The 25,031-nt window shown below is 65.3% G+C and carries 23 protein-coding genes; 6 read left to right on the top strand and 17 right to left on the bottom strand.

What is annotated here, in order from left to right; all coding sequences use genetic code 11:
- Nucleotides 1-15: 15 nt before the first annotated feature.
- Nucleotides 16-1,020, bottom strand: coding sequence for an aldo/keto reductase (locus tag BUB39_RS19290; protein WP_073056976.1), 1,005 nt, complete (start codon nucleotides 1,018-1,020; stop codon nucleotides 16-18).
- 152 nt (nucleotides 1,021-1,172) lie between these two features.
- Here BUB39_RS19290 and BUB39_RS19285 point away from each other — a divergent pair, with 152 nt between their 5' ends.
- Nucleotides 1,173-2,150 (top strand): LysR family transcriptional regulator, encoded by a 978-nt coding sequence (locus BUB39_RS19285; RefSeq protein WP_073056723.1) that lies wholly within the window; start codon nucleotides 1,173-1,175, stop codon nucleotides 2,148-2,150.
- Between the two features lie 58 nt (nucleotides 2,151-2,208).
- Nucleotides 2,209-2,997 carry a gamma-glutamyl-gamma-aminobutyrate hydrolase family protein gene (locus BUB39_RS19280; RefSeq protein ID WP_073056720.1) on the top strand — a complete coding sequence of 263 codons (789 nt, stop codon included), beginning with the start codon at nucleotides 2,209-2,211 and terminating at the stop codon, nucleotides 2,995-2,997.
- Between the two features lie 2 nt (nucleotides 2,998-2,999).
- On the opposite strand, the gene BUB39_RS25545 is transcribed toward BUB39_RS19280, so the two are convergent.
- From BUB39_RS25545 to BUB39_RS19255, 5 genes are all read right to left on the bottom strand, one after another.
- The gene (locus tag BUB39_RS25545; RefSeq protein WP_084527679.1) at nucleotides 3,000-4,127 is read right to left on the bottom strand and encodes a nickel/cobalt transporter; all 1,128 of its coding nucleotides are present in this window, start codon (nucleotides 4,125-4,127) and stop codon (nucleotides 3,000-3,002) included.
- Nucleotides 4,124-4,774 carry a DUF1007 family protein gene (locus tag BUB39_RS19270; RefSeq protein ID WP_073056973.1) on the bottom strand — a complete coding sequence of 217 codons (651 nt, stop codon included), beginning with the start codon at nucleotides 4,772-4,774 and terminating at the stop codon, nucleotides 4,124-4,126. Before BUB39_RS19270 ends, BUB39_RS25545 begins: the two co-directional genes overlap by 4 nt.
- A gap of 68 nt (nucleotides 4,775-4,842) precedes the next feature.
- Nucleotides 4,843-5,748, bottom strand: a complete 906-nt coding sequence (locus BUB39_RS19265; RefSeq protein WP_073056714.1) for a LysR family transcriptional regulator — start codon at nucleotides 5,746-5,748, stop codon at nucleotides 4,843-4,845.
- Nucleotides 5,749-5,752: 4 nt separating this feature from the next.
- A complete protein-coding gene (locus tag BUB39_RS19260; RefSeq protein WP_073056971.1) occupies nucleotides 5,753-6,937 on the bottom strand; it encodes an amidase in 1,185 nt (394 codons plus the stop codon).
- A 100-nt stretch (nucleotides 6,938-7,037) separates the two neighbouring features.
- On the bottom strand, nucleotides 7,038-8,627 hold the full coding sequence (locus BUB39_RS19255) for a gamma-glutamyltransferase family protein (protein ID WP_073056711.1): 1,590 nt from the start codon (nucleotides 8,625-8,627) through the stop codon (nucleotides 7,038-7,040).
- Between the two features lie 754 nt (nucleotides 8,628-9,381).
- Here BUB39_RS19255 and BUB39_RS19250 point away from each other — a divergent pair.
- The 3 genes from BUB39_RS19250 to BUB39_RS19240 all read left to right on the top strand — a co-directional run bounded on the left by BUB39_RS19250 (nucleotide 9,382) and on the right by BUB39_RS19240 (nucleotide 12,655).
- Nucleotides 9,382-10,515: a type III PLP-dependent enzyme gene (locus BUB39_RS19250; protein WP_073056709.1), complete on the top strand. Its 1,134-nt coding sequence runs from the start codon at nucleotides 9,382-9,384 to the stop codon at nucleotides 10,513-10,515.
- Nucleotides 10,516-10,527: 12 nt separating this feature from the next.
- Nucleotides 10,528-11,082 carry a GNAT family N-acetyltransferase gene (locus BUB39_RS19245; RefSeq protein ID WP_073056706.1) on the top strand — a complete coding sequence of 185 codons (555 nt, stop codon included), beginning with the start codon at nucleotides 10,528-10,530 and terminating at the stop codon, nucleotides 11,080-11,082.
- A 133-nt stretch (nucleotides 11,083-11,215) separates the two neighbouring features.
- Complete coding sequence (locus BUB39_RS19240; RefSeq protein WP_073056703.1) at nucleotides 11,216-12,655, top strand: homospermidine synthase; 1,440 nt, start codon at nucleotides 11,216-11,218, stop codon at nucleotides 12,653-12,655.
- Between the two features lie 8 nt (nucleotides 12,656-12,663).
- Here BUB39_RS19240 and BUB39_RS19235 read toward each other — a convergent pair whose 3' ends face one another.
- From BUB39_RS19235 to BUB39_RS19210, 6 genes are all read right to left on the bottom strand, one after another.
- Nucleotides 12,664-13,182 (bottom strand): DUF2937 family protein, encoded by a 519-nt coding sequence (locus BUB39_RS19235; RefSeq protein WP_073056700.1) that lies wholly within the window; start codon nucleotides 13,180-13,182, stop codon nucleotides 12,664-12,666.
- Nucleotides 13,183-13,232: 50 nt separating this feature from the next.
- Nucleotides 13,233-15,047 (bottom strand): amidohydrolase, encoded by a 1,815-nt coding sequence (locus BUB39_RS19230; RefSeq protein WP_084527674.1) that lies wholly within the window; start codon nucleotides 15,045-15,047, stop codon nucleotides 13,233-13,235.
- 160 nt (nucleotides 15,048-15,207) lie between these two features.
- Nucleotides 15,208-16,071: a lytic transglycosylase domain-containing protein gene (locus BUB39_RS19225; RefSeq protein WP_073056697.1), complete on the bottom strand. Its 864-nt coding sequence runs from the start codon at nucleotides 16,069-16,071 to the stop codon at nucleotides 15,208-15,210.
- Between the two features lie 69 nt (nucleotides 16,072-16,140).
- The gene (locus tag BUB39_RS19220; protein ID WP_073056694.1) at nucleotides 16,141-17,124 is read right to left on the bottom strand and encodes a WD40 repeat domain-containing protein; all 984 of its coding nucleotides are present in this window, start codon (nucleotides 17,122-17,124) and stop codon (nucleotides 16,141-16,143) included.
- Nucleotides 17,125-17,138: 14 nt separating this feature from the next.
- Nucleotides 17,139-17,615 carry a group II truncated hemoglobin gene (locus BUB39_RS19215; protein WP_073056691.1) on the bottom strand — a complete coding sequence of 159 codons (477 nt, stop codon included), beginning with the start codon at nucleotides 17,613-17,615 and terminating at the stop codon, nucleotides 17,139-17,141.
- Nucleotides 17,616-17,627: 12 nt separating this feature from the next.
- Complete coding sequence (locus tag BUB39_RS19210) at nucleotides 17,628-18,719, bottom strand: CobW family GTP-binding protein (RefSeq protein WP_073056688.1); 1,092 nt, start codon at nucleotides 18,717-18,719, stop codon at nucleotides 17,628-17,630.
- 198 nt (nucleotides 18,720-18,917) lie between these two features.
- Here BUB39_RS19210 and BUB39_RS19205 point away from each other — a divergent pair, with 198 nt between their 5' ends.
- On the top strand, nucleotides 18,918-19,418 hold the full coding sequence (locus BUB39_RS19205; protein WP_073056684.1) for a cytochrome b: 501 nt from the start codon (nucleotides 18,918-18,920) through the stop codon (nucleotides 19,416-19,418).
- 3 nt (nucleotides 19,419-19,421) lie between these two features.
- Here BUB39_RS19205 and BUB39_RS19200 read toward each other — a convergent pair whose 3' ends face one another.
- From BUB39_RS19200 to BUB39_RS19180, 5 genes are read right to left on the bottom strand one after another with little or no spacing between them, the layout of a single operon-like run.
- Nucleotides 19,422-20,417: a dipeptide ABC transporter ATP-binding protein gene (locus BUB39_RS19200; protein WP_073056681.1), complete on the bottom strand. Its 996-nt coding sequence runs from the start codon at nucleotides 20,415-20,417 to the stop codon at nucleotides 19,422-19,424.
- On the bottom strand, nucleotides 20,414-21,421 hold the full coding sequence (locus BUB39_RS19195; protein WP_073056678.1) for an ABC transporter ATP-binding protein: 1,008 nt from the start codon (nucleotides 21,419-21,421) through the stop codon (nucleotides 20,414-20,416). The genes BUB39_RS19200 and BUB39_RS19195 overlap by 4 nt, the downstream gene beginning before the upstream one ends.
- The gene (locus tag BUB39_RS19190) at nucleotides 21,421-22,338 is read right to left on the bottom strand and encodes an ABC transporter permease subunit (RefSeq protein ID WP_073056675.1); all 918 of its coding nucleotides are present in this window, start codon (nucleotides 22,336-22,338) and stop codon (nucleotides 21,421-21,423) included. Before BUB39_RS19190 ends, BUB39_RS19195 begins: the two co-directional genes overlap by 1 nt.
- Nucleotides 22,328-23,338, bottom strand: coding sequence for an ABC transporter permease subunit (locus BUB39_RS19185; protein ID WP_073056672.1), 1,011 nt, complete (start codon nucleotides 23,336-23,338; stop codon nucleotides 22,328-22,330). Before BUB39_RS19185 ends, BUB39_RS19190 begins: the two co-directional genes overlap by 11 nt.
- 55 nt (nucleotides 23,339-23,393) lie before the next feature.
- Nucleotides 23,394-24,980, bottom strand: coding sequence for an ABC transporter substrate-binding protein (locus BUB39_RS19180; protein ID WP_139251539.1), 1,587 nt, complete (start codon nucleotides 24,978-24,980; stop codon nucleotides 23,394-23,396).
- Nucleotides 24,981-25,031 lie beyond the last annotated feature (51 nt).

The raw sequence follows: 25,031 nt of genomic DNA, 5'->3' as shown, positions 1-25,031 counted from the left end.
GCGACGGCCGATCGGTCAAGCGGCGCGAGCAGGGCCAGTGCCGGCACCGGTTGTCGCAATCGCCTCGTCGATCGCGGCGAAATCGGCGTCGTCGAGGGTCAGCGTCGCTGCGCCGATCCAGCCGTCGATCTGCTCCGGAGCGCGGGCGCCGACGATCGTCGCGGTCAGGCCCGGCCAGGCAAGCGCCCAGGCCAGCGCAACCGAGCCAACCGTCGCGCCGTGCTTGTCGGCGATCGGGCGCAGCGCATCGACGAGCGCAAGGTTCTTCTTCAATGTTTCGCCGGTGAACTGGCCGTCCTTCTTGCGCCAGTCGCTATCGGGCAGCTTGGCGGCCCGCTCTTCCGAGAAGGTGCCCGTCAGAAGCCCGGCCTGCATTGGGCTGTAGACGATCGTACCGGTGCCATGCGCCTTGCACCACGGCAGGATCGCGGCGCCGACATCGCGGCGGATCATTGAAAACGGCGGCTGCAAGGTCTCGACATGGCCGAGCGCCTCGCAGGTTTCGAGTTGCGTTTCGTCATGGTTCGACAGGCCGACATGCAGCACCTTGCCCTCCTGCTTCAAATCGAGCAGGGCCTGCCAGTATTCCTCCAGAGGTGCATCGGGCGCTGGCCAGTGCATCTGGTAGAGGTCGATCACCTCGACGTCGAGCCGCTTCAGCGACAGCTCGACCTCGCGGCGGATACTGTCCATCTTGCCGGAACGGCGAACATTGGTGCGGTCGCGATCTTCAGGCGGCCAGACGAGGCCACATTTCGTGAAAACATAGGGCCGCTCAGACTTCGGGATGTCCTTCAGCGCTGCCGCGACCACCTCCTCGGAATGACCGAGGCCGTAGATCGCGGCCGTATCGATCCAGTTCACGCCCGCCGAGATCGCATGGCGAATGGCGGCGATCGAGGCGCTGTCGTCCTGCGGACCCCAGGCATCGCCGCCGATGGCCCAGGCGCCGAAGCCGACGGGCGTGATGTCGAGGCCAGTCTTGCCGAGGGGGCGTGTGGGAAGCGTCGTCTTGGGCATGGGAATCTCCGGTGGGCTTTCGGCGCGCATGATCGGCAAGCGCCATTCATCTTTCCAATAGAAATCTGAGCTGATATTCAGCATAGCGAAGCATCAATCCGCCAAGGCCGGCCGCGTTCCGCCGCCAACGCCCGGCCGCCAGGGAGTTCGCGATGGACCTCCGCCAACTCGAGCACTTCGTCGCCGTTGCCGAGGATCAGCATTTTACCCGCGCCGCGCAACGTCTCAACATCGTGCAGTCCGGGCTTTCGGCCTCGATCCGGGCGCTGGAGGCGCAGCTTGGCACCGTGCTGTTCCGTCGGTCGACCCGCCGCGTCGACCTGACGACGGCAGGAGCGGTGTTTCTCACTCATGCGAAGCGGGTGCTGGCGACGGCACGCGAAGCGCGTCAGGCGCTGGCCGACGTCGAGGGGCTCGTGCGCGGCAGCCTTTCGATCGGCCTCGTGCAGTCACCGGCGCCGTTCATCGACCTGCCGGACCTGCTTGCCCGCTTCCATGCCGCGCATCCTTCGATCGAGATCCATCTCTGCCAGGCCGGCTCTGAGCACATGACGGCGAAGCTGCGCGACGGCCGAGTCGATCTCGCCTTCGTGCCGTTCTTCGGCGAGCCTCTCGAGGGCATGGCGGCGCGGATCGTCGCCTGCGAAGCGATGGTGCTGGTCGCGGCCGAGGGCCATCCGCTGGCGCGGCGGCGCAATCTGCGCATCTCCGATCTCGCTGGCGCGACCTTCGTCGACTTCCAGGCCGATTGGTCGACGCGGCGGCTGGTCGACGCCGCGTTTGCCGAGGCCGGCGTTGCGCGGCGCATCGCCTTCGAGGTCAATGATCTCGCGACGCTGCTGGAGCTCGTCGCGCGCGGGCTCGGCATCGCGCTGATGCCGCAGGCGATCGCCGAGGCGCGGGCGGGCGAGGCCGGCAAGCTGCCGATCGCCATCGCCGCGCTTTCGGGTGAGTCGATCTGCTGGGAACTGGCACTGATGCATGTCGCGAGCGAACACAAGGATGGCCCGTCCAATGCTGCGGCGCGTGCCTTCCTGGCTCTGGTGCCGGAATCTCATGATGACGAGGAACTGCCGGTCGAAGACGTGCACACCGTTACAGAGCGCGAGACCGTTGCCGATATGGCGTAATTTCGCCAACTGTCTGAGCGATTGAGATCGTACCCTATTCGAGCCACCAGAGACCGTCATGACCAACGCGCCCCAGCTCACGCCGCTTGTTGCCGTCACCGCAGATGTCAAGGATGTCGACAACTATCGCTGGCACGCGGCGGCCGAGACCTATGTGAAGGCCGTGACGATCGGCCTTGCCGGCATTCCGGTTATTGTCCCCTCGCTCGGCGATGCACTTGATATCGACAGGCTGCTCGAACGGGTCGATGGCGTGCTGGTCACGGGCAGCCGGTCGAACGTCCATCCGCCGCTCTATGGCGCCGAGGCGGATGCCGCGTCCGAGCCCTATGACCATGCACGCGACGCGACGACTTTGCCGCTCATCCGCGCCGCGATCCGGCACGGCGTGCCGCTCCTCGCCATCTGCCGCGGCTTCCAGGAGCTGAATGTCGCGCTGGGGGGAACATTGATCTCGGAGGTGCAGGACCTGCCCGGGCGGAGCGACCACCGCGCGCCGGTTTCCAACGACCAGGCGGAGCGCTTCGCCATTCGCCAGGACGTCGTGATCACGACGGGCGGCTGTCTCGGCCGCATCGTCGACGCCGAGGCGTTCAAGGTAAATTCGCTACATCGTCAGGCGGTGGGCACGCTTGCCGAAGGGCTGACAGTCGAGGCGGTGGCACCAGACGGCACCATCGAGGCGGTCAGCGTGACGGGTGCGGCCGGCTTCGCAGTCGGCGTGCAGTGGCATCCGGAATATTGGGTGGCGACCGACGCCCCATCAGGACGGCTGTTCCGCGCTTTCGGCGATGCGATGCGGGCGCGGATTGCGGCGCGCGGCAGTTATCAGGCCGCGGCGGAGTAGCCTCAGCCGCTCGCGAGCGCACCGCCGAGCATCGCGAGGCCGAACAGCAGGATGCCGGCGGCCGCGGCGAGCTCGAAGCCCCGCAAGACGCGGTTGGCGAGAGCGGATCGGCCATCGCCGGTGAACCGCACCGCGATGTCCTTCGCCTTCACGGCAAGGATGGCCAGTGCCGCGACGGTGGCGCCGGTGCCGAGGGACATCGCCAGCACCGAGAGGATGCCGGCCCACCAGAGCTGCTGCGCCAGGGCGAAAACCAGCACGATGACGGCGCCCGAGCATGGCCTGATCCCGACGGCCAAGATGGCGGCGATGCCGCTCCGCAAGGTGAGCGGCGATGTCAGTGTGGCGGGATCCGGGATATGCGCATGGCCGCAATCGCAGGAAAGATCGACGCTCGCGGTCGCTGCCGTCGCGGAAAAGCCACCATAGGCAAGGCGCGGCTGGCCGAGAGCGGCGGCGCCGAACCGTGTCGGCGTGACGGCCAGACCCTGCTGTCCGAGGCTGCGTCGATCCAGCCCGAGCCGGTTATGGCCGTGGATCGCGCAGAAGGCGTCGTGCACATGTGGCGCGGTCGCTGCGGAGGTCCCGCTGCCATGGTCGTGCCGGCCGACCGTCTTCGACCACAGCAGCCAGACGCCGCAGAGCGCGATCATCGCATAGCTGGCAATCTCCAGCGCGTCCGTGGCGCGCGTCATGGTGACCGCGGTGACCTTGAGCAGGATGGTGCCGATCCCAACGACAATGATCGCCGTCAATCCCTGGACGAAGCCCGATGCGAAGGAGATGGCGATGCCACGCTTCAGCGTGTCGCCGGTCGCCAGCAGGTAGGAGGCGATGACGGCCTTGCCGTGACCCGGTCCGACGGCGTGGAACACGCCATAGGCAAAGGAGAGCCCGATCAGGAACCAGGCGGCGTGGCTGCTCTGCGATAGCTCCGACAGGGCGCCGGTCAGCTCGCGGTAAAAGCTCGACTGCTCGGCGGCTATCCAGACGAAGAAGCCTCGGAACGGACCGGCCCAGCTGAGCGCGCCGCCGCCATCCGGCGTTGCGATGCCGAACGGACTTGGGCCGGCGAAGGCGGTGCCCGGCGTCAGCAGCAGGGCGCCGATGAGAGCCGTGGCGCGTTTCATGAGCAGCCGATGGTAATGAGGGTTGAGAGGCTCGACGCGGCATCCGCGAGTTCCTGCGGCAGGTCATGCTGGTCGGCCGGGATCGCGGCGAGCTGCGCCATAGTGGCGTCGTCGAGCTCGTGCGGCGGACGGACGGTCGCCTTGCAGCCGGCAGGCGCCCCGTTCAGCGTGATCTCGTGGTTCTTCACGAAGCTGAAGGCGACGAAATATTCCGGATCGAACACTTCAAGCGTCGCGTGCGGGCCTGGCGCGATCGGCGTCCTGATCGGCAGCGTATAGAACAGCGTCAGCCGGCCGCCGTGAAAATCGAGCCAGTATTCGCTCGGGAAGTTCACGGGGACGTGCTTGTCGCCGACCTTCAGGTTGGTGAAGTAGCGGTATTCCTTGAGGGAATCGACATTGACCTTGGCGAGCGGCTGCAATTCGTCGTCGGAAAGCTTGCCATCGCCATTAGCATCGAGCCCTTGAACGGCAAAGGCCGTGAAGGCTTCATCGAACTGCCAGCTGTGCCGGATCGCCGTCATCTTGCCAGTCGCGTCGAAGACGATTTCCTCGCGTGCATCGACGAAGACATGAGGGTGCGCACTGGCGGTTGCCATTCCGGCCGAGAGAAGCGCGAAAGCGAGCAGAAGGCGGCGATTGAGCATGAATCGTTCCGGAAGCGGCGACATTGACGACTTCGCCCGAGAACTGCGGCCAGATCGTGTCGGACAGATCAGCAGCCGCCCTCGGGCGGGTTCTTGCCGTCGAACCAGCGCACCAGGAAATCGATGAAGGCGCGCACCTTTCCGGAGAGGTGGCGGCGGTGCGGATAGACGGCGTGTATAGCGACGGCCGAGGTCTCGAACGCCTCGAGCACTGCGACGAGACGGCCGCTGGCGATGTCGTCGCGCACGACGAGATAGGGAACCATCAGGAAGCCGAGCCCCGCCAGGGCGGCCTGACGGCCGACACTCGGGCTGTTGATCTCGACGCGACCCTTGACGGGGATCGTCACCCGCTCGCCCTCGACCATGAACGGCCAATGGCCGCGATTGACGTTCCAGTCGATGATGCAGGGGCGGTCGAGCAGGTCGATCGGATACTCCGGCAGGCCGTATTTCTCGATCACCTCGGGGGAGGCGCAGCAGACGATGCGGAAAGCCGACAGGCGGCGGGCGATGAGGCTCGAATCGCCGAGCGAGGAGATACGGATGGCAACGTCGAAGCCCTCGTCGACGAGATCGACGAAACGGTCCTCCAGATGGAGTTCCAGGCTGATATCCGGCTCCTCCATCACGAAATCCATGATGGCCCGGCCGAGTTCGCCGTCGCCGAAGGTGCGCGGCGCGCTGACCTTGAGGCGGCCACGGGCAGCGGCATGCGCATCGCCGACCGAGGTTTGCAGATCGTCGATGCGCTGGAGAATCTCGGTGGCGTCGCGTGCGTAGGTCTGGCCGACCTCGGTCAGCGACAACGTCCGGGTGGTACGGTTGAGAAGGCGGGCGCCGAGCTCGTCCTCCAACTCGCGCACATATTTCGAGATGAGGGCCTTGGATCGTCCCATCTTGCGCGCCGCCGCGGAGAAGCCGCCGGCTTCGACGACCTCGACAAAGGTGCGCATCCGCGTCAGCGTGTCCATGGCGTCAGCCCGCCATGATGCGGCGGGCGAGGTCGATCAACGCCCGGTCGCGGCCAGCGGGAGCGACGAGCGAGACGCCGAGCGGACAGCCCTGATGTTCGGCCAGCGGCAGGTTGATCTGCGGCAGGCCGGCAAGGCCGGCGGAACACAACATCGACAGGGCCCGGTCGCGATAGGAATCGAGGACCTCGCCCTCAAGTCCGCGGAGCGGCGCAATGCCCGGCGTCGTGGGGATGGCGAGCACCGTGTCGTCACCGAGCAGTGCGGTCAGCCTTTCGCGAACCTGACGGCGACGGGCGCCCGCGCTCGCATATTCGTCGTCGGCGACATGGCTCGCCCATTCGAAGCGTTCACGAACGCCCGGGCCAAAATGTGGGTTGTTGGCCTTGATCCAGGTGCCATGGGCCTGCCAGGCCTCATAGGCCTGGATGGTGCGGAAGATCATGCGCCAGGCTGCGAGGCCTTCTTGTGCGACGATCACGGCGCCGGCCGGCTCCAGATGGGCGGCGATGCGCGGCGTCGCCGAGCGAACGGCGGCCTCCTCGAGATCGCCGAGGAGCAGCGCGTGGATGTCATCGCCGACGATGAAGCGCGTCAGCGGCGCGCCGGTTTCGTCCGGGCCGAGCAATACGTCGCCCACCCGCGCGAAGGTGTCGGCGTCGCGGGCAAACCAGCCGACGGTGTCGAAGGAATGGGCGAGCGGAAAGACGTCGGAGATGTCGATGCGGCCAAAGGTCGGGCGAAGACCGATCAGGCCGTTATAGGACGCCGGCGCGCGGACCGATCCGCCGGTATCGGTGCCAAGGGCGATATCGACGATCTCTGCCGAAACCGCCGCCGCCGAGCCGGAAGACGAGCCGCCCGGAATGCGGCCGGGCGCGCGGACATTGATCGGCGTGCCGTAATGGGCGTTTTCGCCATTCATCGAATAGGCGAATTCGTCGGTATGCGTCTTGCCGACAAAAGCGGCGCCGGCATCGAGCAGCGCCTGAACGGCCGGCGCGCTCGTCGTCTTGATGGTGCTTTGCTGGCGCACCAGCGGGTGGCCGGCACCGGTCGGATAGCCGGCGACATCGTAGAGATCCTTGACCGCCAGCCTCAATCCCGCGAGCGGTCCCGTGGTCGCCGAAGCGACAGGAATCGCATCATAGTCAACGAAGGCATCGACCGGATCGGTGGCACTTGGCATCAGGACACGCTCGCTCGGGCTGAAAGACATCGGCTTAGCCGCCGATGGTTCGTTTCATAGCCTTATTTCAGACCCCGCGCCAATCTCGCGCCGCTCCCGTTCAGGCGGGCACCGCCGCTCCGTCCGAACGCGGGTCCGCGGCACCGAAGAGACGGCCATCCTTGCGGCGCACGATCGCGCCGGCATGCCCCATCACGTCGGAATAGGCCTCGTCGATCACCTCGACATCATGGCCGGCGCGCTGCAGCGCCAGCACGAGATCGGGATCCAAACGGTTTTCGAGGCGAAGATTGGTCGCGTCGGAGCCCCATGTCCGGCCGAGCAGCCAGCGCGGCGCGTCGATGGCCGCCGCAAGGTCCATCCCGAAGCGCGCATAGCGCGTGAAGACGGCCCCCTGCGTCTGCGGCTGACCTTCGCCGCCCATCGTGCCGTAGCTCATGATGCGGCCATCGTCGAAGCGGGCCATGGCCGGGTTGAGCGTATGGAACGGCTTGCGGCCCGGTTCGAGCGGATTGACAGCGCCCGGATCGAGCGAAAAGCTTGAGCCGCGGTTCTGCCAGGTGATGCCGGTCTGGGGCAGCACGCAGCCCGAGCCGAACTCGAAGAAGATCGACTGGATATAGGAGACGGCGAGGCCATTTGAGTCGATCGCGCCGAGCCAGACCGTGTCCCCCTTCTGAGCGACTTGTGGCCAAGGCAGAGCCCGCTTCATGTCGACCGCCGCAGCCTCACGTTCCAGCGCGCGGGGGCTGAGATGGACGGAAACATCGCCGGCAAAGAGCGGATCGGTGACGGCGCGATCTCGGATCATGAAGGCGCGCTTCGTTGCCTCGACGAGGCCATGCACATGCTCGAACGTCTCGCCGCGCTTGATGCCCAGTCGCTCGAACACGCCGAGGATGATGAGCGAGGCGAGGCCCTGCGTCGGCGGCGGGGCGTTGTAGACATTGGCATCCGCGAGGCGGACCGAGAGCGGTGAGCGGAAGCGCGCTTCATGGCGGGCAAGATCCTCCCGCGTTACAGGCGCACCCATGCGATCGAGATCGTCTGCGATAACCTGCGCGACGTCGCCCCGATAGAAATCGGAGAAACCCGCATGGGCGAGTTGGTCAAGCGTCTCGGCCAGGCGCGGCTGGTGGATGATGTCGCCAAGGGCCGGCGCTTCGCCGTCCTTGAGGAAGACGTCCGAGAACCCAGGTGCGGCGGCGAGCGCATCGCGATGAACTTTGGTGAGATGCGCCTGCGACCGCGTCACCGCGATACCGGCCTTGGCCCTCGCGATGGCGTCCGCGAGGAGCGTGCGGCGGTCGATGGCGCCGCCGAGGCTTTGCGAGAGCTGGAAAGCGAGGTCCCAGCCCGAGACCGCGCCGGCTACCGTCACGGCTGCGTCGGGGCCGCGCACAGGAATCCGGTCGTGGCCCTTGTCGTGATAGGCGCGAATGCTCGCCTTCGAGCCCGCACCACCGCACGCCTCGATATAGCGCGGCTCCTTGCCCGGCTCGCGGATCAGCCAGAAGCCGTCGCCGCCGATCGCGTTCATATGCGGATAGACGACGGCGATGGTCGCGGCGGTGGCAATCATCGCCTCGATCGCGTTGCCGCCGGCCCTCAGGATCTCGGCTCCGGCCTCAGCCGCCGCCCGGTGCGGCGCCACAACCATGCCCTTTTCGCCGACGACCGTTTCGCTCATGCCGCTCTCCCGTTTTGCTGCTCCCGTGCTTAAGCGAAAGCGGGGCCGCTCAAAAGGGCGAATCAGCACGCTGCATGCCAATCAGTCAGCGTCCGCCCAATAAGAGGGCGGGGTCTGAATCCCTCGCGTTCCTGCGGGAAATGCGACCGTTTCGTGTCACGGGTACGGCGATTTCGAGCGTTTTCGCCTGCGGACCAAGCCCGTATGCAATTTTCTGGCTGCGAACCGAAAAACCGCTTGAATGCGACGGTCGATCATCATACCTACGCCTTGCCCAATTATCGCACGTGCCTGTGGTTGCGTGCCGACCGGTGGGGCTCCGGACAAGAGGCCGGGGCGACGCCCATGTGGATCCCGAAAGGGCCACGAAGGAGTCCAGGAGTGATCCTGGAAAGGTCGGCAGCCGGAAAGCGAACCGGTGAACTCCGTCTCCGCGGAGGACGCGACTTGAAGCAACGACGTAGCGGGCTTTTTTGGTCTCTACCGGCTCTCCATCGGCCGTGGTCACTGAAGAGGCACTACATCCTTGCCGGGCGTGCGGATCGGGTTTTCCCGTTCCAAGCGACGGCGGCGCTTACGGAACTCGCGAGAGTTCCAGCCGCGACCGCCACCCGCGAAATCTGCCGGCTTAGCCGGCAAAACGGCGCTCTGTCAGCGTTCCGTCCGCGTCCATAGCGGTCGGCGCGAAGGCTTTGCTCCGCTTCGCCGTTTCGCAACGCTAGTGGGCCTTCGCTCGGCCCGTGGGATCACGTCCATGACCGCTCGCATCATCGACTTCCTCAACACCCGACGTCCCGACGGCCCTTGCCTCGTGGTCGATCTCGATGTCGTGCGGGAGAATTTCCTGGCCTTCGCGCATGCGCTGCCTGACACGCGCATCTTTTATGCGGTGAAGGCCAATCCGGCGCCGGAAGTCCTGCGTCTGCTCGCCTCGCTCGGCTCGTGCTTCGATTGCGCCTCGGTGGCTGAAATCGACATGGCGCTGGCCGCCGGCGCGACGCCCGATCGCATCTCCTTCGGAAACACGATCAAGAAGGAGCGCGACATCGCTGCCGCCTTCTCGCGGGGCATCGCGCTCTACTCGGTCGATTGCGAAGCGGAAGTCGAGAAGGTGGCCCGTGCCGCCCCCGGCATGCGCGTGTTCTGCCGCATCCTCTGCGATGGCGCGGGCGCCGAATGGCCGCTGTCGCGCAAGTTCGGCTGCGAGCCCGAGATGGCTGTCGGCGTGCTTGAGCATGCGCAGAGCCTCGGTCTCGTTGCCTATGGCATCTCGTTCCATGTCGGCTCGCAGCAGGGCAACACGGAAGCCTGGGACGGCGCGCTCGCGTCGGCCGCCGGCATCTTCGAGACCCTTGCCGAGCGTGGCATCCAGCTGTCGATGGTCAATCTCGGTGGCGGTTTCCCGACGCGCTACCTGAAGGAAGTCCCGGGCGTCGAGAGCTACGGCTCGTCGATCGACCAGGCGCTGAAGCGGCATTTCGGCAACCGTATCCCGGAGACGATCATCGAGCCGGGCCGCGGCATGGTCGGCAATGCCGGCATCATCAAGTCCGAGGTCGTGCTCATCTCCAAGAAGAGCGACCGCGAGGATGATCCGCGCTGGGTCTATCTCGACATCGGCAAGTTCGGCGGCCTCGCCGAGACGATGGACGAGTCGATCCGTTACCCGATCCGCACGACGCATGACGGCGACGTCGTGGCGCCCTGCATCCTCGCCGGCCCGACCTGCGATTCGGCCGACGTGCTCTACGAGAAGACCCCGTACAACCTGCCGGTCACGCTTTCGATCGGCGACGAGGTGCTGATCGAGGGCACGGGCGCCTACACGACGACCTATTCGGCCGTCGCTTTCAACGGCTTCGAGCCGCTTGCCTCCTACGTGATCTGAAGGCAACGCATCATGATCGTGATTGGCGCAGAGGCGCCGGCGGAAGCCGGCGCCCGTGAACTCCTGCTCGACCGCGCGATGGGTCCGGACCGCTTCCTCAAGAGCTCCGAACGCCTGCGCGAAGGCCGCCTGCCGGCCGCCGGCCTCGCCCTCGCTGCCCGCGATGGCGATGCGCTGGTTGGCACCGTGCGGCTGTGGAACGTCGCGGCCGGCGGCCGCGACGCGCTGCTGCTCGGCCCGCTCGCAGTGGCCCCAGAGCGCCAGAGCGAAGGCCTCGGCTCCAAGCTGATGCGCGCCGCGCTGAACCGCGCGGCCGTACTCGGCCACAAGGCGGTGATCCTCGTCGGCGACGCGGATTATTACAGCCGCTTCGGCTTCTCCGTCGCGCTCACCACGCGGCTCTTGATGCCCGGGCCGGTCGACCGGCGCCGCTTCATGGCGCTCGAATTCGCCGAGGGCGCTCTTTTGGGTGCGGCCGGCATGCTGGTCCCGACGGGCGATTTCGCGACGCCGTCGCTGGTCGGACCGGATTTCGAGGTGCTGGAGCCGCTGCGCCTCGCAGCTTGACCTTCGCCGAAACGACAGGGCCCGGCCGTTCCTGCGAGGGAGCGGCCGGGCTTTTTTCATGACGGTTCAGTTCGTCACAGAAGGACTGTAGGTTAGCCGCGTTCTGTTGGGTTGAATGAAGGAGAATGTGCAAATGGCGAGTTGGCCGGTCTATGGTCGTATCGATGGCCCCGTGGTCATTATCGGCTTCGGTTCGATCGGACGCGGCATCCTGCCATTGCTCCGGCGCCACTTTGCGCTCGATCGTGCACAGATCGTCGTCGTCGAGCCGGGCGACGAGAATGCCGGTCTGCTTGCGACCTTCGGTGCCCGCCATGTCCGCGTTGCCCTGACCCGCGAAAACTACCGCGAGGTGCTGACGCCGCTTCTGACCGGCGGTGAGGGGCAGGCCTTCTGCGTCAATCTCTCGGTCGACACATCGTCGCTCGACATCATGAAGCTGACGCGCGAACTCGGCAGCCTCTATATCGACACGGTCATCGAACCTTGGCCGGGCTTTTATTATGACCACAAGGCCGATCCCGCCTCCCGCTCCAACTATGCGCTGCGCGAGGAGCTTCTGGCCGAGAAGCGCGCCCATCCGGGTGGGCCGACGGCGGTCTCCTGCTGCGGCGCCAATCCGGGCATGGTGTCATGGTTCGTCAAGCATGCGCTGGTCGATGTAGCGCGCGATCTCGGCATCGATTTCGAGGAGCCGAAGAACCGCCGCGAATGGGCCGCGCTGATGCGCGCCACCGGCGTCAAAGGCATCCATATCGCCGAGCGCGATACCCAGCGCTCACGCAATCCGAAGCCGCTCGACACCTTCGTCAACACCTGGTCGGTCGACGGCTTCGTATCGGAAGGCCTGCAGCCGGCCGAGCTTGGCTGGGGTACGCATGAGAAATGGGTCCCCGACCATGCTCGCGCGCATGACACCGGTTCGGGTGCCGCGATTTTCCTGCTCGGCCCGGGCGCCGACACGCGCGTGCGCTCCTGGTGCCCGACTCCCGGTCCGCAACTTGGCTTCCTGGTGACGCATAACGAGGCGATCTCGATCGCCGACCATTTCACGGTGCGAGAGGAAGGCGAGGTCGTCTACCGGCCGACCTGCCACTACGCCTATCACCCGTCCAACGACGCGGTGCTGTCGCTGCATGAGCTGTTTGGCCGATCAGGCCAGCGCCAGGCGAAGCAACACATCCTCTCCGAGGAAGAGATCATTGCCGGCCGCGACGAGCTCGGCGTGCTGCTCTATGGCCATGCAAAGAACGCCTACTGGTATGGTTCGCGCCTGACCATCGACGAGGCGCGGCAGAATGCGCCCTACCAGAACGCCACCGGTATGCAGGTCACGTCCGCGGTGGTCGCGGGCATGGTCTGGGCGCTCGAGCATCCGGCCGCCGGCATCGTCGAGGCGGATGAGATGGATTACCACTTCTGCCTGCGCATCCAGCGGCCCTATCTCGGCACGGTCGAGGGTATCTATACCGACTGGACGCCGCTGACCGATCGCCCCGGATTTTTCCCCGAGGATATCGATACCAGCGACCCCTGGCAGTTCCGCAACGTGCTGGTGCATGGGCTCGGATAGGGCAGGGCTCAGGCCGTCTCGCGGCGGTCCCTTATGCGCCTGCGCCGTCTGAACGGCACGGTTGCCAGACGGCAGCACGCGGCGATGATGTAGACGACGACGAAGCCGAGCGCGGCCGTGACCGCGCCGGCCGTCGTCGTCGGGACGGCGGGCTCGTAGCTGTCCCAGGTTGCGTCGACCAGATCCCGATCGGGCGCGCGGAGCACAGCCTCGACACGGCCAAGCGGGCCGCTTGCTTCGAAGGCCGCCTGCTGGGCGGTAAGCCGCTCATAGCGCTCCACGGACGCGGCGGTGCTGGCGCCGCGCAATTGCACCAGCCTGGTGTCGTCGCCGAGCAGGCTGGCAATGGCACGCTCGCGATCGAGCCCGACCGTTGCCGCATCGCGGTCGAAATCGGCGACGACGCGGCGGAGTTCGTCGACAGCGCCGCCAAGGCGCTGCCGATATTGCTGGGCGAATTCGGGGGCCTGCGAGGCAATGACGCCGCCGAAGACCGCGGCGGCGAGCAAGGCGGTCCGTCCGATCATTGATGGCTCCTTCTATGAGCACTCAATGTCCACGGCCGCCGATCGCTCCCTCACGCAGTCCCGTGCACCACCTGCCCGTTCATCAAGGTAAGCTCGATCTTCGTGCTGGCGATGTCATAGACGTCGCCGTCGAAGATGTTCCTTTCCAGGATGAGCAGATCCGCCATCTTGCCCGCTTCGATCGAGCCGATCTTGTCTTCGAGGCGGATTTGGCGCGCCGCACCGAGCGTGTTGGCATGCACGGCTTCCGCCACTGTCAGGCGCTCGTCCAGAGGGGCCAGGATCGGGTTGTCCTTCTTGCCGATCAACTGGCGCGTGACAGCGATCTGGATCGAATCCAGCGGCTTGAAGGTCGAGAAATAGCCGGATGCCGGCCAATCCGTTCCGAAGGAGATCGTGCCGCCGTTCTTCAGCGTCGACTTGGCGCGATACATAAGTTCGGCCCGCTCGCCATAGCGCTGTTTCATGTTGATGAGCGTATCCGGATCGCCCGAGAACCAGTTCCCCGAGAACTCCGAATTGACGCCGAGCTTTCCGAAGCGCGGCATGTCTTCATCGGTGACATAGACGAGATGCGCGATCGTGTGGCGGCGATTGCGCGGCGGGTTGTTGGCGATGGCTTTTTCGATCGCGTCCAGCACCATCCGGGCCGTGCCGTCGCCGCATGCGTGGACGTGCACGTCATATCCCGCGGCGTCGGTGGCGCCGATCAGCGCTATCCACTCTTCGACCGAGAAAGGCGAGGCACCCCGGAAATCAGGTCGATCTGAATAGGGCTCGACCAGCCAGGCCGTATAGCCGCTCTGCGTCCCGTCGCCGATGATCTTCATGAAGGAAATCTCCACGAGTTCCGACGAGACGGTCTTTTGCAACGCCTCCAGTTCCTTGACCGCGGTATCGATGGGCGGCGACTTGACAATATAGGAACCGACGACGCGGAAGGGCAGACGCCCCTGCTTGTCTAGGTCCGTGTACATGGACAGGATCGTGGCCTGGTCCGAGCCAATCGGCGGCACGCCCGCATCGAAGACCGCGGTAATACCGGCGGCCGAGGCTTTCGGCATCCACTCCACCATCAGCTGCCCCATGGCGGTCGGCGAAATCGGCTGCACGGCGTTGACCAGTTGGAGCACCGCGTTCACCTCGAGCGCATAGCCCGTGGGGAAGCCGTCCTTGTCGCGCGCGTAATAGCTGAAGCGCGGGATCGGATCAGGCGTATCCTTGTTGACGCCGGCGATTTCGAGCGCCTTGGAATTCGCCCAGAGGCTGTGGCCATCGATCGAGAAGAAGAAGGCGGGGCGATCCGAGACGATCTTGTCGATAATCTGTCGGGTCGGCCCCTCGGGACCGAACATATCGACGCGCCAGCCGAAGCCGCGGATTGGACCCGTCGGATGGGCCTTGGCATAGGCGTCGATCGCGGCGACCGCAGCGTCGAGATCGGGCACCTGAAGATCGACGCCCGAGGTCAGGAATGCGCCGAGGAAGGGATGAATATGACCCTCGACGAAGCCGGGCATGAGGAGCCGGCCACCCAGCTCGACGACCTTTGTCGAAGGTCCCTTCAGCTTATCGATTTCGGCGTTGGTGCCGACCGCCAGGATCGTCTTGCCACTGACCGCGACTGCCTCGGCCCAGGGCATTGCTGGGTTCTGCGTGTAGACCTTGCCGCCGCGGAAGATATAGGTCGGCTTGCCGTCCGTGGCGGCGAACGCCGGAATGCCGCTCGCCCCGAGCGCAGCGGTGCAGGCGAGCGCGCCGCGCACGAAACCGCGCCGGCTGACAGCAAAGCGCGATAGCGGCGTGCCTGGATTGGCAGCTACCAATTTGCCGAGCGCTTCGTTCAGGCCGCAGTTAATGCACATGTCTATCCCTCTCAGGAACTTTGTCTGGCGCTGCTTTCCGCTTGGCGCGATTCATCTCGATCACGCGTTACTGTGCCGAAAGGGAGATGACGATGTGTAAACGAGCCGAGGGAATTTTATCGAAAGATCACAGCAAGACGATCGCGGCCCGGCGGCCCGGTCAGTTGCGGAGAATCACGCAGGCGCCGCCCGCCTTGCGCAGGCTGGCGCAGATGCCGGACGCCGCCTTCAGACTCGGGGCCGGCAAGCGGACGCGATAAAAAGCGCGTCGGCCGCGGCCTGCGAGGCGCGAGCCGAGAATCAGGGTCGGCCGGCCTTCGAGGATCGCCGGATAACGACCGACCATCCGCTGGTAGGAAGCGATGGCGCGCGCCTTGGAAAAATTGCCGGAAAGCTGGACCCCATAGGGCGCATAGGCACCTTCGATGAGCCGCGGCGCATAGGTGCGGATCGAGGCGACGATCCGTTCGCAGTCATCCTTGCCGCGCTCCTTGTCATCATCGGGTGGGCGGATGCCGTTGTCGCGCCAGTCATGGACGCTGCGTCCGGTGACGAAGAGTACATAGTCCTCCGTCTCCGCCGGCAACCATCCACCGTTCCGGAGCCATCCGGAAAGGCGCGTCGGACCCGCATTATAAGCGGCCGCCGCGAGGCCGAGATTGCCGAAACGGAGCCGCAACTCGGACAGATAGCCGGCAGAAGCGGGAATGGCCTTTTCCGGATCGAAGGGATCGTCGAGGCCACGCTCGGTCGCCGTGCCCGGCATGAATTGCGCGATGCCCTGCGCGCCGGCTCCGCTGGTGACGCCAGGGCGGAAGCTGCTCTCGCGCCAGATCAGCCGCGTGAAGAAATCCACCGGCAGCGCCTTTTCCCCGGCCGCCTGCTCGATCAGCCTGCAGATCGTCTCTTCCGTGCTCTCCTCTGTCGCAGCCATGGCCAAGCTGGGAAACGCAAGCGCGCAGAGCGCCAGCGCCATGAGCTGCGGCCAAGGCTGTCGCAAAGTCTTGAGCAGCACGTTGATCATCGATGGCCGGCCCGTTATGCCCGGCCATGCTGCGGCTTCGGCGTTTGGCGATCAAGCGGCGCGGCGTTGTCAGCCGGCGAGATCGATGAGCCCGGCGGTTCCGTCCTCGGTGCCGAAGGCGAGACGGATGCCCGTTGCGTCCCAGCCGAGCGCGCTGACGGGGCCACCTTCGGCTTTGCGCAGCCGCGCCTCATCGCCATCGGCAAAGCGGGCGGCGATGATCGAGCCGTCTTTGTAGCCGATCGCGACGACATCCTCCGTCGGATGGCAAGCGACCTGCGTAACGACGCTCTGCGCACTAAGGCCGAGCTGCAGCGGCTGCTTGCCCATCGGGCCGTCCTTGAAGTGGAACGGCCAGAGCACGGCCATTTCGGCGCCCGACGTGGCAAGGAAGCGGCCCTTGATCGACCAGGACATCGACTTCACCTTGCCTGGATAGCCGGACATCCGCATGTTGCCGCCGCCGTCGGATACTCGCCAGCCATGCAGCGCATTCTCCTGCATGGCGGTCACGACATGGCGTCCGTCGGGTGCCCAGGTGACCGCGATATGCGAGCCCTTCCATTCGAACTCGGTCGGTTTCGCGTCCGTGCCGACCCACCACAGCGAGACGCCGTTATAGCGCGCTACGGCGAGGCGGACGCCCTTCGGTGCGAAGGCGAGGCCAGCCACGGTGCGCTCATGAGCGAACTGCTTTTCCTTGCCGTCCGGAAACACGACGATCGCCTCGCGGCCTCCCGCAAAGGCAAGGACGCCGCCGGGACCTGTCGCGATCTGGTCGATCCATTTCTTCGGCCGCGCGGCGATCTCCTTGAGCGTGCCACTCGCATCGATCGACACGACACGTCCGTCGTCACCGGTCGTGATCAACTGGTCGCGGGCCTCGGTGCGGGCCGCGGCGAGCAGGCCGCCGGTGTGAACGCCAAGCGTTTCGGCGGCCGCGCCGTCGACTAGCGCAACCTTGCCGTCGCCAAGCGCGAAGACGGGACGATCACCAAGGAAGCTGGCGGCGACGACATAGGCGCCGAGGGGGAAGGACTGGATGCTGGGCATGGTGCCTTTGAAAACTAACCGCGATAAGGGCCGCCGGGCGGTCCCCAGTTCCAGCCTGGCATCGGTGCACCCTCGGGGGGTGGAACCGCGCCATCGGCCGAGTTGATGACGGCGAGGCGGGTGCCCCATTCGAGATAGCCGACGACTGCCGCCCGGAACTCGGGGTCGGACGGAAGACCGGCCTCGTCGAGTGTGTCCAGCATCATGTCGATCCAGCGCCGGCGCTGCGTCTCGGTCAGATGGCGCCCCATATGGCGGACGATCATCGCGCGGTGTGAACCGCCATTGCCGGTATAGCCGGTCGGGCCGCCGAACACTTCGGCGATGAACGCCGCGACATGCGCGGCGTGATGCGGATCCATGCCTGCAAAGACGGGCCCGAGGATCGGATCCTCGGGCACCCTGGCGTAGAAAAGCGCGGTCAGGCGGCCAAACGCTTCGGTCCCGCCCGCCCATTCGACCAGCGTCGGTATGGTGTCCGCGCTTCCCATCGTCGCCCCAGTTCAGGCCGCTTTGAGGCAGGCTTCGAAGCTCTTGCGGATCGCCTCTTCATTCAGCTTGCGGCCGATGAAGACCAGACGGCTCTCGCGCTTCTCGTCGTCGCGCCAAGGCCGCTGATGGGTGCCCTCGATGATCATGTGCACGCCCTGGATCACATAGCGGTCCGGGTCGCGGTCCATGGCGAGAATGCCCTTGAGGCGGAGGATGTTCGGGCCCTCGACCTGCGTCACTTCCTGAATCCAGGGGAAGAACTTCTGCGGATCGAGTACGCCGCCGCGCAGCGAGATGCTGAAGACGGCGTTGTCGTGGCGCGGATGATCGTGGTGATGGTCATGATCATGGCCGTGATGGGCATGGTCGTGATCATGATGATGGTGATCGTGGCCGCAATTCTCGTCATGGACGTGATCATGGTCATGGTCATGATCCTCGCCCTCGAGGAATTCCGGATCGAGCGAGAGAATGCGCTCGAGGTCAAAGGCGCCACGGTCGAGCACCTTGTCGAGGTCGATGGCGGAGCGCTCTGTCCGGTGGATCGTGGCGTGCGGATTGATGGCGCGGATGCGGCGCTCGACATTGGCGAGCTCAGCCGGGCTGACAAGATCGATCTTGTTGAGCAGCACCACGTCGGCGAAGGCAATCTGCTCTTCGGCCTCGGGCGCGTCATCGAGCCGCTTCAGGAGGTTGAGCGCATCGGCTACCGTGATGACGGCGTCGAGCCGCGACTTGGCGCGGACATCCTCGTCCATGAAGAAGGTCTGCGCGACCGGCGCCGGATTGGCGAGGCCGGTGGTCTCGACGAGAATGCCGTCGAAATTGCCGGGGCGCTTCATCAGGCCTTCGACGACGCGGATCAGGTCGCCGCGCACGGTGCAGCAAATGCAGCCGTTGTTCATCTCGTAGATCTCTTCGTCGCTCTCGACGATGAGATCGTTGTCGATGCCGATCTCGCCGAACTCGTTGACGACGACAGCGTATTTTTTGCCGTGGTTTTCCGAGAGGATGCGGTTCAGAAGCGTGGTCTTGCCGGCGCCAAGATAGCCGGTGAGCACGGTGACCGGGACCTGAGTGACTGTGGCCTGGGTTTCCGTCATGAGGCGATCTCCGGGGCGGCGCCTGGCGCCGCTTGAAGGATGGGGTCAGAGGCAGGTGATATAGGGGATGTCGCCGTCGATTGCATCAGGCTTCAACCGGAAGGGGCTTTCATCGACACCGTCCACAGTTTAGAATTGATCTAGAATGCGGATGCCGGCCATTGTGGGCGTCGTCCCGCCGGAACTGAGGATATCGCCTTGAGCAGCCGGACGATCGGTGGATATTCGAGTGTGCAGGTTTTGCTGCACTGGGTGATTGCTGCGCTGGTCTTCTTCCAGCTCATCTTCGGTGAAAGCATGTCGATGGCGACCCGCGCGGCGCGGCGCGGCACGGAACTGGATCCGACCGACGCGACCCTTGCCTCTGCCCATTACTGGGTCGGCATCGCCATCCTCGTTCTCGTCGCCTTTCGGCTTGCTGTCAGGCTTGTCGGCGGCGCGCCAGACCCGCAATCCTCAGGAGCCCCCGTACTCGACAAGCTGGCGCATGCGGCGCATTGGCTGTTCTATATCCTGCTGGTCGGCATGCCGGTGACGGGCCTGCTCGCCGTGTATGTCTGGCCGGAACTGGGCGAAATCCACGAACTCGGCAAGCCGGTTTTCATCGTGCTGATCGCGCTGCACGTGCTGGGTGCGCTCTATCACCAGTTCTGGCTGAAGGACGGCACGCTGCGCCGCATGTTCGTTCCGGCGCGCTGAGTTTCAGGCGTCGTCGCGCTCCACGGCCCAGCAGGCGACCTTCGTCTCTCCATGCCAGGTTAGTTCCGGCCGCTCGACTCTGCAGCGGTCGAAGGCAAGCGGACAGCGTGTGTGGAAGGCGCAGCCTCGTGGTGGATTGAAGGGCGAGGGCAGTTCGCCCTTCAGCGGCATGCGCTCGCGCTCCCGCGCTGGATCGGCGACCGGCGTCGCGGACAGGAGAGCGCGGCTATAGGGATGAAGGGGGCCGGCGAACAGGACATCGCGCGGCGCCTGCTCCACGATGCGGCCGAGATACATGACCACGATCTCGTCGGCCATGTGTCGGACGACCGACAGGCCGTGGCTGATGAAGAGATAAGCGAGGCCGAGGCTTTCCTGAAGCTTGACCAGCAGATTGAGCACCTGCGCCTGCACGGAGACGTCGAGCGCCGACACCGGCTCGTCGAGAACGAGGATATCGGGGCGAAGCATCAGGGCCCGCGCGATGGCGATGCGCTGGCGCTGACCGCCCGAGAACATGTGCGGATAGCGATCGGCATGCTCCGGGCGGAGGCCGACCAGCCGCAGGATTTCCAGCACGGCCGTGCGTCGGTCGTCGGCGCTCATCTCCTTGCGGTTGATGATCAGCGGCTCGGCCAGCGCCGCGCCTATCTTCTGCCGCGGATTGAGCGACCCATAGGGATTCTGGAAAACGATCTGCACGCGTGAGCGAAGGGCCGCCAGCGCCGCGCGGTCGGCGCCGACGATATCGACGCCGGCAATGGTCAGCGCGCCGGCCGACGGCGGCTCGATCATCGTGACGAGGCGGGCGAGGGTGGACTTGCCGCAGCCGGATTCGCCGACGACGGCGAGCGTCCGTCCCGCCTCCAGCGTGAAGCTCGCATCGGCGAGCGCCTTGATCGTTGCGGGCTTGCGAAAGGCGCCGCGACCGACCTCATAGTGACGTGCCAGATGCTGGGCGGTCAGAACCGTGCGATCGCTGGTGCTCACCGTGCTCATGCCGCGACCTCGCGGCCTTCTGGCCGGGGATGTCCGATCGGCCGGCCATGAGAGAGCGGATAGTGACAGAGTGCGAAGCCGGCGATGGCGCCCTGGCGCGGCGGCACCTTTTCGCGGCAGCGATCGGTGGCGAAGCGGCAGCGCGGCTCGAACAGGCAGGCCGGGGGGCGGTCGAACTGACCCGGAACCGTGCCGGGGATCGATGGCAGGAAGCGGCCTTTGGCCCGCTCCGGCAGCGCGGCGAGCAGCGCGGCCGTATAGGGATGATGCGGATCGTCGAACAGCGCACGAACCGGCTGTTCCTCGATCTTCTGGCCGGCATAATGCACCGACACGCGCTCGGCCGTCTCCGCAACGACGCCCATGTCATGCGTGATCAGCACGAGGCCGGTGCCAGTCTCTCGTTGCAGCGCGATCAAGAGGTCGAGGATCTGCGCTTGGATGGTGACGTCGAGAGCGGTCGTCGGCTCGTCGGCGATGATGAGCTTCGGCCGGCAGGCAAGCGCCATGGCGATCATCACCCGCTGGCTGATGCCGCCCGAAAGCTGGTGCGGAAAGGCGGTGAGCCGCCGCTCCGGATCCGGGATGCCCACGGCGGCAAGGAGTTCAAGCGTGCGCAGCCGGCGCGCGGTCTTGTCGAGGCCGAGATGCACCTTGAGCGTCTCGCCGATCTGGAAGCCGACCGTGAAGCACGGGTTGAGGCTCGACATCGGCTCCTGAAAGATCATGGCCATGTCCTTGCCGACCAGCTTCCGCCGTTCGCGCGGCGTCAGCGTCAGCAGATCGCGCCCGTCGAATGCGAGGCGCTTCGCCGTCACGGTCGCGCTCCACGGCAGCAGCCCCATGACCGCGAGCATCGCGACCGACTTGCCCGAGCCGGATTCACCGACGATTGCAAGGATTTCGCCGGCATCAACGCTGAGCGACACGCCGTCGACGGCACGAAAAAGCCCGGAGGCAGTGTCGAAGTCGACCGAAAGGTCGTTGATTTCCAGAAGCGCCATCAGCTCCTCCTCATCTTCGGGTCGAGGGCGTCGCGAAGACCGTCGCCGACAAGGTTGATCGAGAGGACAGTGATCAGGATCGCGAGGCCCGGCTCGGTGACGATCCAAGAGGCGGATTGCAGAAATTCGCGGGCCGATGCGAGCATCGCGCCCCATTCCGGCGAAGGCGGCTGCGCGCCGAGGCCGAGAAAGCCGAGCGCCGCGGCTTCGAGGATCGCGTTGGAGATGGTGAGCGCCGCCTGCACGATGATCGGTGCCATGCAATTGGGCAGCACAGTCAGGAACATGATCCGCAGCGTGCCGGCCCCGGCGACCCGCGCCGCGATGACATAGTCGCGCGATTTCTCGCTGAGCGCCGAGGCGCGCACCAAACGGACATAGTTCGGCAGGTAGACGATGGTGATCGCGACGATCGTGTTAGTGAGGCTCGGGCCGATGATCGCGACGATGACGATGGCGAGCAGCAGGCTCGGCACCGACAGAATGACGTCCATCGCGCGCATGATGATGATCGAGGGCCATCCCGGTGCGAAGGCGGCGACGAGGCCGAGCGCGATGCCGGCGAACATAGACGCGATCACCACCGCGATACCGATAAACAGCGAGAGCCGCGCGCCGTACATCAGCCGCGAGAGCATGTCGCGGCCGACCTCGTCGGTGCCGAGCGGGAAGGCAGAGGTGCCGCCCTCGGCCCACATCGGCGGCACGCGCACGAAGTCGCGGAACTGCTCGCTCGGCCCATAGGGCGCGAGGAAGTTGGCGAAGACCGCGATGAAGACCAGTACGCCGAGCAGGATGAGGCCGACAAGCGCTGCGCGGTTTTCGGAGAAGTCACGGAAGAAGGCGGCAAAAGCACCGGGCGGCGGTTTGACCGCGGGGCCGGCCGCATTGACGGCGGGGGCTTTATCAGCGGCCATGGCGGATCCTCGGGTTCAGCACGCCATAGAGTACGTCGACCAGGATATTGATCAGGATGACGATGCCGGAAATCAGCAGGATACCGCCTTGCAGCACCGGATAGTCACGGCGCTGGATGGATTCGATCAGCCATGTGCCGATGCCGGGCCAAGAGAAGATGTATTCCGTCAACACCGCGCCCGCCATCAGCGTGCCGACCTGCAGGCCGATCACCGTCACGACCGGGATGAGGGCGTTGCGCAGCGCATGGATTCCGACGACGCGGAAGGGCGAAAGGCCTTTCGCCCGCGCTGTGCGGACATAATCCTCGCCGAGAACCTCCAGCATCGTCGAACGGGTCATGCGCGCGATCGTCGCGAGCGGAATCGTGCCGAGCACGATGGTCGGCAGGATCAGGTGGGAAAGTGCCGAGAGGAACGCACCGTCCTGGCCGGAGAGCAGGCTGTCGATCAGCATGAAGCCGGTAACGGGGTCGAAATAATACAGCAGGTCGATCCGGCCTGAGACCGGCGTCAGATCAAGCTGGACCGAAAACAGCAGGATCAGCAGCAGACCCCACCAGAAGATCGGCATCGAGAATCCGGTGAGCGCGACGCCCATGACCGAATAATCGATGAAGGTGCCGCGCCGCGTCGCCGCGATCACACCGGCCGGAATGCCGAGCACGACCGCAAAGATCATCGCGCAAAGAGCGAGCTCGATCGTCGCCGGGAACAGCGTCAGGAATTCCTGCAGCACTGGGGCATGGGTGGAGATCGACGTGCCGAGATCGCCATGGCCGATCTGCCAGAGATAATCGAGGAACTGCTTCCAGACCGGCTGGTCGAGGCCGAGTTCATGGCGAAATTCGGCGAGCCTCGCAGCCGAGATGCCGCGCTCGCCGGTGCGCACCTCGATCGGATCGCCCGGAACGAGGCGGATCGCGACGAAGGTCAGGAAGGCGATCGCGAGAAAGGTCGGGATGACCAGCAGCGTTCGCCGGATGATGAATCCGAACATGGGCGTGACGGGCGGTGGCGGCGGGGAATCCGTTCCCCCGCCGCCGCACGCGTGCCTATTTCAGGTCGACGTCGGCGAAATCGTGCCGGCCGAGCGGGCTGACCTTGTAGCCGACGACTTCCTTGCGGACCGGCTCGAACACGACCGAATGCGCGATGTTGAACACCGGCACCTCATCATGGGCGATGACCTGCATCTCCTCGTAGAGCTTGGTGCGCTCCGCCTTGTCGGTGATGCTCTTCGCCTTCTTCAGCTTGTCGTCGAAATCCTTGTTGCACCACTTGGAGATGTTCTGGCCGCCGTCCCGGGCCGCGTCGCAGCCGAGCAGGAAGAAGAAGTTGTCCGGATCGCCATTGTCGCCCGTCCAGCCGAGCTGGCCCATCTGGTGCTCGCCCGCCTGCATGCGCTTGCGGTATTCGCCCCATTCATAGGAAACGAGATTGGCCTTGATGCCGACCTTCTCGAGATCGGACTGCATGATCTCGGCGACGCGCTTGGCATTCGGATTGTAGGGTCGCTGAACCGGCATCCACCAGATGTCGGTCTCGAACCCATTCTCAAGGCCGGCTTCCTTCAGGAGCTCCTTCGCCTTGGCGACATCATGGGGATAGTCGACGATGGCGTCGTTATAGCTCCAGATCGTCGGCGGGATGAAGTTCTTCGCCGGCTGGCCCGCGCCGAGATAGACGTCCTTGAGAATGGCGTCCTTGTCGATCGCGTAGGTGATGGCGAGGCGCACGCGCTTGTCGTCAAACGGCTTCTTGGTGACGTTGAAAGCAAGGTAGCCGATGTTGAGACCGGCTTGCTGCATCAGATCGACATTAGGATCCTTGCCGATCGCTTCAAGGTCGGCCGGATTCGGATAGGGCATGACCTGGCATTCGCCCTTCTGCAGCTTCGACCAGCGCTGCGTCGCGTCCTTGGTGATCGCGAAGACGAGGTCGATCTTCGGCGCGCCGCCCCAATAATCGGGGAAGGACTTGTAGCGGATGACCGCGTCCTTCTGATAGGCGACGAATTCGAACGGACCAGTGCCGACGGGCACCTGATCGACCTGCTCTGGCGTGCCGGCCTTCAGCATCGCGTCGGCATATTCGGCCGAGAGGATCGTGGCAAAGTCCATCGCCAGATTGGCGAGGAACGGCGCCTCCGGGCGCGTCAGCGTAAACTTGACCGTGTAGTCGTCGACCTTGTCGATCGACTTCAAGAGGTCAGGCATGCCCATGTCGTTGAAGTAGTCATAGGCGCCGCCGGAAACCTTGTGGTAGGCGTTGTCTTCCTTCCACATGCGGTTGAACGAGAACAGCACGTCGTCGGCGTTGAATTCGCGCGTCGGCGTGAAGCCCTTGATCGTATGGAACTTGACGCCCTTGCGAAGATGGAACGTCACCTCGAGCCCGTCGGGCGAGACGTCCCAGGACTCGGCAAGGCCCGGAACGACATTGGTCGTGCCCGGCTCGAACTGGACGAGCTGGTTGAAGGCAGGGCGCGCGGCGTCGAACGAGGTTCCGGTGGTGTTGATCTGCGGGTTGAAGTTCTCGGGACTACCTTCGGCGCAATAGACCAGTGTCTTCGCTTCGGCCCCGGCCGCGAGGCCGCCGACCAACATGGTTGCAGCCAGGAGGCCCATCAGTCTTTTCATTTGCAAAGTCCCCTCACGCGGGCGCCGGTACGGCGCTATCCGGTCTCGCCC

This window comes from Kaistia soli DSM 19436, from assembly GCF_900129325.1.
GTDB lineage: Bacteria > Pseudomonadota > Alphaproteobacteria > Rhizobiales > Kaistiaceae > Kaistia > Kaistia soli.
The sequence above is the reverse complement of the archived record's forward strand: the minus strand, read 5'-3'. Positions and strand labels throughout refer to the sequence as shown.